Here is an 8,240-nt window from a genome sequence, read left to right as displayed (position 1 = left end):
ATCCTCTTCGTAGTCCTTGTGCGCTGTGTTTCTGTTGCTGTGTCTGTGCGGGTTCGTCCCCCCCACCCCCCAACCCCCCCCCCGCCCCGCCGCGCTCCTACTGGGGAAGTCCGCGCCACCCCTCCGGGTCCACTCCGCCCGGCACGGGGGCGCCCGTGTCGTACGGCTCCCGAGTGAAGACGAACGAGCCGAGGTCGAGATGGCTCACCGACCCGTCCGGCCGCCGCACCGCCCGCAGGATCTCCCCCGCGAAGTAGCCGTCGAGCCCGGTCCAGGTGCCGTCGCCGTTCGGCCGGAACCGCGAGCCTCGGCCGCCGCCGACCAGGGGCGCAAGACCGACCGCCCCGTCGGCCGCCGGCCGCAGCACGAAGGTGTTCGTCCCCCAGTGCCAGGGCCCCGCGAGCTCCAGCAGAGCCGCGTCCAGCTCAGGCAGCGGCCGCCATGCATCGGGGATACGCGGCTCGGCCTCGGCAACGATCAGGAGCAGCTCGGCGGCCAGCGACGTCACGGCGGGGCCGGAGGTGCAGTTGGTCAGCGTGACCGCCACCAGACCTTCCTCCTCGATCGCCCACAGTCCGGCCATGAAGCCCGGCAGCGAGCCCCCGTGCCCGACCAGCGTGCGCCCGTCCACTCGGAGCACCTGCGCGCCGAGCCCGTACGTCGAGTTCCAGTCCCCCGGCGGCGTGGGCGCCGCCGGAGTCCTCATCTCCCGTACCGAATCGGCAGACAGGACACGGTCATCGCCCGCCAGGAGGAAGGCACCGAAGCGGGCCAGGTCCGCCGTCGTGGACCACAGCTGACCGGCCGGTGCCATGAGACCCAGGTCCTCGGCGGGTTCGGGCATCATCACGTCCGCCCACGGATGGACGGCCCAGCCGCCCGCGTGCGGCGCCTGCGGCTGTGCGCTCGTACGGTCCAGGCCCAGTGGCTCCAGGATCTCGCGGCGCAGCACGGCTTCCCAGGAATCGCCCCGGAGCGCCTCGATCAGCGAACCGAGCAGCGTGTAGCCGGGGTTGGAGTAGTGGAAGCGGCGCCCGGTGGGGTGCTTGAAGGGCTGCTCACCGAGTACGTCCTCCAGCTCGGGACGCTGCGCACCGGGCGTACGCTCCCACCACTCCCCGGGGGTCTCGGCCGCCAACCCGCTGGTGTGCGCGAGCAGTTCCGCAATGGTGACGTCGCCCGCGGCCGTGCCCGGAAGGTGCTTCTCCAGGGGATCGGAGAGGTCAAGGGCGCCTTCGTCGCGCAGCCGCATCACCAGGACGGCGGTGAAGGTCTTGGTGATCGAGCCGATGCGGTACTGGACGTTCTCGTCCGGCGCATGCCCCTCGACGCAGCTGCGGCCCTCGGTCCACACCAACTCGCCGTCCCTGAGCACCGAGGCGACAAGGGAGGGAGCCCGGCCCTCCGCCTGAGCGGTGGCGACGCGGTGCAGCAGGGCTCGGCGGGTGGTGGGCAGCAGCTCTTCACGGGGTGATGTCATGGCCCTAGTCCACCTTTGGAGAGGCCGCGCGTCGAGCGAATTCCGCCGGCCGCGCTACGCGGTACGCCTACCTGTGGCCTTGAAGAACGTGTAGTGGAAGGTCCCGTCGTCGTCCGCGGTCCTGCGCAGGTCGGCGATCCCGCGGTCCCAGTCGGCCTCGGTGATGAGCGCCGCGGCCAGCGCGTCCTCCCTGACGGACTCGATCATGGCGGTGAACGTGCTGCGGGTGAAACCGTCGACCAGCGCGGGGCGGGTCCGGTCCGCGTAGACGGTGCACGCCCGCACCCTGACGTCGTCGTATCCGGCCCTCGCGACCAGGGGCTGCAACTCCCGCCCGATCAGGCCGTTTCCACCACTATCCGCCTGCAACTGGACCAGGCAGCCGATCGCCGCACGGGCGTAGGCACTGTCCGGGTGGAAGAACGCCGATGCGTGGTCCCCCTCGATCGCGGTGAGGCTCCCGCCGGGTCGCAGCAGCCTCCGCAGCGCGGAGAGAGCGCGCCGGGGAGCGGCCAGGTGCTCCAGGACGAAGCACACGAAGATGTGGTCGAACGCGGCATCCGGGAAAGGAAGATCGAAGAGATCGGCGCGGCACCACGTGACGTCCGCGTATGGCGCGTGGGCCTCGACGCGGGCGCGGGCCTGTGCCAGCGAGTCCGCCGAGCGGTCGACGGCGACGATGTGCGCCCCGGGGCTGGAGTCGACCAGGTGGACGGTCTGGGCGCCGACCCCGCAGCCGACCTCCAGAACCCGGCTGCCCGCGGGATACGCCGTGCCTTCGTGCAGCAGCGCGGCAAGGGTGTCCGCCTGGTCACCGAGCCTGCGGGCCTCGCGGTCCGAGTATCCGTGGACATAGTCAACTGCCGGGAGGATGGCGGGAGATGAGGGCGCGGGGTTCGTGGTGGCTGTGTGCATGGCTTCAGCCTGCTGTCACTATGGCCCGGTGAACAGGTCCAATGACCATGCTGCCGACCGGTCCATAGCGCCGTCTCCTGGGGCCGACTTCCTCCAGCTGAACATCGACGATGCCCCGCCCGGCGGGCGCGCGGACTGGCTGGCCCGGCGGCTGCGCCTCGCGATAGCGGACGGCCGCCTGCCGGTGGGCAGCAGGCTGCCGGCCACCCGGACCCTGGCGGGCGAACTGCGCGTGTCCCGCGGCGTGATCACCGAGGCGTACCAGCGCCTGAGCGAGGACGGGCATGTCGCGGGGCGGGGGCGCAACGGCACCGTGGTGGTCGCCGCGCCCGTGACGGTCCGGTCGGAGGGCGAAAGGCCCGGCGGCGGAGAGGGCACACGCACGCAGCCGCATCCACCGCCGAGCGCACTCTTCGCCACCGCGCCCGGCACGGACATCTTCGACGCGCTGCGGGACGCACCGGCCCGGATCGACCTCTCGCCCGGGGTGCCCGATCTCGCGGCGTTCCCGCGCACCGCGTGGCTCCGCGCCGAACGCACCGTACTCAAGGAACTCCCGGCCTCTTCCTTCGGATACGGAGACCCGCGCGGGGCCCGGGAACTGCGCGTCGCCCTTGCCCACTGGCTGGCCCGCAGCCGGGGCATCCGCGTCGATCCGGACGAGGTCGTCGTCACCGCGGGCACGGCTCAGACCCTCACTCTGGCCGGTCAGGTGCTGCACGACGACGGGATGCGCGCGGTGGCCGTGGAGGACCCCGGCGCGCTCGGCGCCCGGCAGCATCTGCGCAACGCGCGCCTGGACACCCCGCCCGTCCCGGTCGACGCCGACGGCATCCGCGTCGACGCACTGGAGACCACGGGCGCTCCCGCCGTCCTGCTGACACCGGCTCACCAGTTCCCGACCGGCGTCGTGCTCGGCGGCCGACGCCGGCGCGCGCTGATGCGCTGGGCCACGGAGCACGACGGGCTGATCATCGAGGACGACTACGACGCCGAGCACCGCTACGACCGCGCCCCGGTCCCCGCCCTGCGTTCCCTGCTCGCCGAGCACGTCCTGTACACCGGCAGCGTGTCCAAGCTGCTCGCTCCGGCGCTGCGCATCGGCTGGGCCATCGCGCCGCCCCGGCGCCGGGACGCGCTCGTCGCCGCCAAACGCTTCGCCGACCTCGGCAGCGCCGTACTGCCGCAGCTCGTCCTGGCCCAGCTGATGGAATCCGGCGCGCTGGAACGCCAGTTGCGTCTTCTGCGCGGGCGCCATCGCCGACGCAGGGACGCGATGATCGCCGCGATCAGGAGCCGGCTGCCGGACGCCGTCGTGCACGGCGCCGCTGCCGGCCTGCATCTGACGATCACCTTCGACGCCGCGTTCCGCGACACCGACCTGGCCGCGGCGGCCCTGCTGCGCGGTGTGAAGGTCCAGCCCTTGTCCTGGCACGGCCAGCGCCCGCACCGCCCGGGCCTCGTCCTCGGCTACGCGGCACCCACCGCCACCGACATCGCCGAGGGCATCTCCCTCCTCGGCGACGCCGTGCGGGACTTGGCCTGACTGCGGGTTCTCAGCAGCCGAGCCGCCCGTAGAGGGTTACTGCCGCCGCTGGCCAAGGATGCAGAACTCGATGAGTCTGCGGCACCGAACACCAGGACTGCATGCGAGCCCAGATCGCGCACCAATGAGTTTCCCGCGCCGCGTCGGTCTGTACGCATGAGACCGACTCACGGAAGGCTGGCGCCATGCGGAAACTGATCTACGGCATGAACCTGACCCTGGACGGCTACATCGCCGCGCCCGGCGACGACATCGGCTGGAGCGCGCCGAGCGACGAGCTGTTCCAGTTCTGGTCCGACCAGTTGCAGGCGACCGACCTGACGCTGTACGGGCGCAAGCTGTGGCAGACGATGAGCTCCTACTGGCCGACCGGCGACCAGCAGCCCAACGCCACCCCGGCTCAGATCGAGTTCGCGCGCCGCTGGCGGGGCATGTCGAAGGTGGTGTTCTCCTCGACGATCGACAAGGTCGACTGGAACACCCGCCTGGTCACCGGCGACGCGGTCACCGAGATCGCCCGGCTCAAGGCCGAGGACGGCGGCCCGATGGACATCGGCGGCGCGACGCTCGCCGGGGCCGCCATGCGGGCCGGGCTGATTGACGAGTACGTGCTGGCCACCGCGCCGGTCCTGGTGGGCGGCGGCACGCCGTTCTTCACCGCGCTGGACAACTGGGTGAACCTGAACCTGGTGGAGACGCGGACATTTCCCAACGGCGTGATCCTGACCAGGTACGAGACGAGGCGCTGAGCGCCCGTCCGGGAGTCACCGGCCATATGGTCCGCGGGTGACACCGGAGGAGCTGGCTCGGTTGCGCCGCGCAGCGGGCGAAGGCGTTGCCATCCATCTGCCAACTGCCCTGAGATTCCGCCAAGGCTTTCGAGACCCTGCAGCTGACTGCTGTTACGTCTGCGCCATGTCCACGAAGCGCGAGTAGTGGCCCTGGAAGGCGACCGTGATCGTGGCCGTCGGGCCGTTACGGTGCTTGCCCACGATGATGTCCGCCTCGCCCGCGCGCGGGGACTCCTTCTCGTACGCGTCCTCGCGGTGCAGCAGGATGACCATGTCGGCGTCCTGCTCGATCGATCCGGATTCACGCAGGTCGGAGACCTGGGGCTTCTTGTCCGTGCGCTGCTCGGGGCCACGGTTCAGCTGCGAGAGCGCGATGACCGGGACTTCGAGCTCCTTGGCGAGCAGCTTCAGGTTTCGCGACATGTCCGAGACCTCCTGCTGGCGGCTCTCGGCGCGCTTCGAACCACCGGACTGCATCAGCTGCAGATAGTCGATGATCACGAGCTTGATGTCGCTGCGCTGCTTGAGGCGGCGGCACTTGGCGCGGATCTCCATCATCGACAGGTTCGGGGAGTCGTCGATGTAAAGGGGGGCGGCCGAGACCTCGGGCATACGGCGCGCGAGGCGCGTCCAGTCCTCGTCCGTCATGGTGCCGGAGCGCATGTGGTGCAGCGCGACACGGGCCTCCGCGGAGAGCAGACGCATCGCGATCTCGTTGCGCCCCATCTCCAGGGAGAAGATGACGCTGGGCAGGTTGTGCTTGATCGAACAGGCCCGTGCGAAGTCGAGGGCCAGCGTGGACTTACCCATGGCGGGACGGGCGGCGATGACGATCATCTGGCCCGGGTGCAGGCCGTTCGTCAGCGAGTCGAAGTCGGTGAAGCCCGTCGGCACACCGGTCATCTCACCGCTGCGCGAACCGATCGCCTCGATCTCGTCGAGCGCGCCCTCCATGATGTCGCCGAGCGGCAGATAGTCCTCGCTGGTGCGCTGCTCGGTGACCGCGTAGATCTCGGCCTGGGCGCTGTTGACGATTTCGTCGACGTCGCCGTCGGCCGCGTATCCCATCTGCGTGATGCGGGTGCCGGCCTCGACGAGGCGGCGCAGGACCGCGCGCTCGTGGACGATCTCCGCGTAGTACTCGGCGTTCGCCGCAGTCGGCACCGTCTGCACCAGCGTGTGCAGATACGGGGCGCCGCCCACCTTGGTGATCTCGCCACGCTTGGTGAGCTCGGCGGCGGTGGTGATCGGGTCGGCCGGCTCGCCCTTCGCGTACAGGTCGAGGATCGCGGTGTAGATCGTCTCGTGCGCGGGCCGGTAGAAGTCATGGCCCTTGAGGACCTCGACGACATCGGCGATGGCGTCCTTGGAGAGGAGCATGCCGCCGAGCACCGACTGCTCCGCGTCGAGGTCCTGCGGCGGTACGCGCTCAAACGCGGTGCCTCCGCCGTCCCAGCCGCCGCCTTCGCGGCCCCGCTCGTGCTGTTCGTCGCGGCCGCGGCCGCCGTCACGGCGCCGGGAGGCGGGCAGACGATCACTGGGACCGCTGTCGGCCCAGGGGTCGTCCAAAGGCTCGGAAATACTCACCGGGCCACCTCCTCCCGTCCGCCGCGCGGACCTCGCCGTGCCCCTCTTTCTTACGGCACGACACTGACAAATGAGTCGCCCAACTCCGGTTCTGACGCGTCGGGTTTACCGGGTTTCCGCAGTCGGAAGACGAGGGGGGCGCCGCACCACGGTAGGCCCGTGGCCACCGTCAGCCAATCTGGTTATCCACAGGCGGTGTGGATGACGGGCGCGATGCTGTGGAGAACCCCGCAAAACCTGTGCACGGCCCGGTGGACAGCCCTGTGAACAAGCCCTCAGCCCTCTCCGCAAACCGGCTCTGACCTGCAACGTTCCCATCCACCGGCTGTGCAGAAGAAAAACTTCCCCAGTCGGACCAAGATCGCGACAAACAGTGCGCCACCGAGCGTCCCACCGAAGACCAAGTAAGGGTTCATTAGCCGTTGCATCTCTTACCTGTGGAAGATTACATTGGTGTCCATGACACAGGCTCCCGCGGCACCCAAGGCCGCACGGCGACGGCATGACCGAGAGATCATCGCACTCGCCGTCCCCGCCTTCGGCGCACTCGTCGCCGAGCCTCTCTTCGTGATGGCCGACAGCGCCATCGTCGGCCATCTCGGCACCGCGCAACTGGCCGGTCTCGGCGTTGCCTCGGCTCTCCTCACCACCGCCGTGAGCGTCTTCGTCTTCCTTGCCTACGCCACCACGGCCGCCGTCGCCCGACGGGTCGGCGCCGGAGATCTCCAGGCCGCCATCCGCCAGGGCATGGACGGCATCTGGCTCGCCCTCCTGCTCGGCGCCGCCGTCATCGCCGTCGTCCTGCCCACCGCACCCGCGCTCGTCGAGCTCTTCGGCGCATCGGACACCGCCGCCCCGTACGCGGTCACGTATCTCCGCATCTCCTCGCTCGGCATTCCGGCCATGCTCGTCGTGCTCGCCGCCACCGGTGTACTGCGCGGCCTGCAGGACACGAAGACCCCGCTGTACGTCGCCATCGGCGGTTTCATCGCCAACGGCGTCCTCAATGTGGGCCTCGTGTACGGCGCGGACCTCGGCATCGCCGGTTCCGCCTGGGGCACCGTCATCGCCCAGTGCGCCATGGCCGCCGTGTACCTCTTCGTCGTCGTACGCGGAGCCAGACGCCACGGCGCCTCACTGCGCCCCGACGCCGCCGGCATCAGGGCCTGCGCCCAGGCAGGCGCGCCCCTTCTCGTCCGTACGCTCTCACTGCGGGCGATCCTCATGATCGCTACCGCAGTGGCCGCCCGCCTGGGCGACGCCGATGTGGCCGCCCACCAGATCATCCTGTCCCTGTGGAGTCTGCTGGCGTTCGCCCTCGACGCCATCGCCATCGCGGGTCAGGCGATCGTCGGCCGCTATCTGGGAGCGAACGACGCCCAGGGCGCGCGCGACGTCTGCCGCCGGATGGTGCAGTGGGGCATCGCATCGGGGATCGTGCTCGGCGTCCTGGTCGTCCTGGCCCGGCCGTTGTTCATCCCGCTGTTCACGAGTGACGCGGCGGTCGAGGACGCGGCGCTGCCCGCCCTCGTGGTGGTGGCCATCGCCCAGCCGATCTGCGGCATCGTCTATGTCCTGGACGGCGTCCTGATGGGAGCCGGCGACGGCCCCTACCTGGCCTGGGCCATGCTGGCCACGCTCGCCGTCTTCGTCCCCGTCGCCCTCTTGGTGCCCACCCTGGGCGGCGGCCTGACGGCACTGTGGGGAGCGATGACGCTCATGATGGCGGTACGGATGATCACCCTGTGGCTGCGATCCCGCTCGGGACGCTGGATCGTCACGGGCGCCACACGCTGAGGCGTTTCACGACGCTGAGCTGTTTCACGTGAAACATGTGGGGCCTGTCTCTTATAAACAACTTACGCTGCCGACGCCAAATCAAGTGTTTTTGAAGGGGGGGGCCGTCTGAGTGAACATCTGG

6 protein-coding genes are annotated in these 8,240 nt (G+C 70.0%); 3 read left to right on the top strand and 3 right to left on the bottom strand.

Annotated features, from left to right (window positions below):
* Positions 1–97: 97 nt before the first annotated feature.
* Both ACFWY6_RS38940 and ACFWY6_RS38935 read right to left on the bottom strand, forming a co-directional pair.
* Positions 98–1,480, bottom strand: a complete 1,383-nt coding sequence (locus tag ACFWY6_RS38940) for a serine hydrolase domain-containing protein (protein WP_384700702.1) — start codon at positions 1,478–1,480, stop codon at positions 98–100.
* Positions 1,481–1,534: 54 nt separating this feature from the next.
* Positions 1,535–2,395, bottom strand: a complete 861-nt coding sequence (locus ACFWY6_RS38935; RefSeq protein WP_384700700.1) for a methyltransferase domain-containing protein — start codon at positions 2,393–2,395, stop codon at positions 1,535–1,537.
* Between the two features lie 28 nt (positions 2,396–2,423).
* Between ACFWY6_RS38935 and ACFWY6_RS38930 the strand changes: the two genes are divergently transcribed.
* A complete protein-coding gene (locus tag ACFWY6_RS38930; protein ID WP_384700698.1) occupies positions 2,424–3,941 on the top strand; it encodes a PLP-dependent aminotransferase family protein in 1,518 nt (505 codons plus the stop codon).
* 185 nt (positions 3,942–4,126) lie between these two features.
* Entirely contained in the window at positions 4,127–4,690 is a 564-nt protein-coding gene (locus ACFWY6_RS38925; protein WP_384700696.1) for a dihydrofolate reductase family protein, read from the top strand.
* A 153-nt stretch (positions 4,691–4,843) separates the two neighbouring features.
* On the opposite strand, the gene dnaB is transcribed toward ACFWY6_RS38925, so the two are convergent.
* On the bottom strand, positions 4,844–6,319 hold the full coding sequence (dnaB, locus tag ACFWY6_RS38920) for a replicative DNA helicase (protein ID WP_135331201.1): 1,476 nt from the start codon (positions 6,317–6,319) through the stop codon (positions 4,844–4,846).
* Positions 6,320–6,778: 459 nt separating this feature from the next.
* On the opposite strand from dnaB, the gene ACFWY6_RS38915 reads away from it, so the two are divergent.
* A complete protein-coding gene (locus ACFWY6_RS38915) occupies positions 6,779–8,116 on the top strand; it encodes an MATE family efflux transporter (protein WP_384700693.1) in 1,338 nt (445 codons plus the stop codon).
* Positions 8,117–8,240: the final 124 nt, after the last annotated feature.

Origin of the sequence: Streptomyces sp. NPDC059037, assembly GCF_042740015.1 — a bacterium.
Classification (GTDB): domain Bacteria; phylum Actinomycetota; class Actinomycetes; order Streptomycetales; family Streptomycetaceae; genus Streptomyces.
Note: the sequence above shows the minus strand (reverse complement) of the source record. Positions and strands in the feature narration are given on the sequence as shown.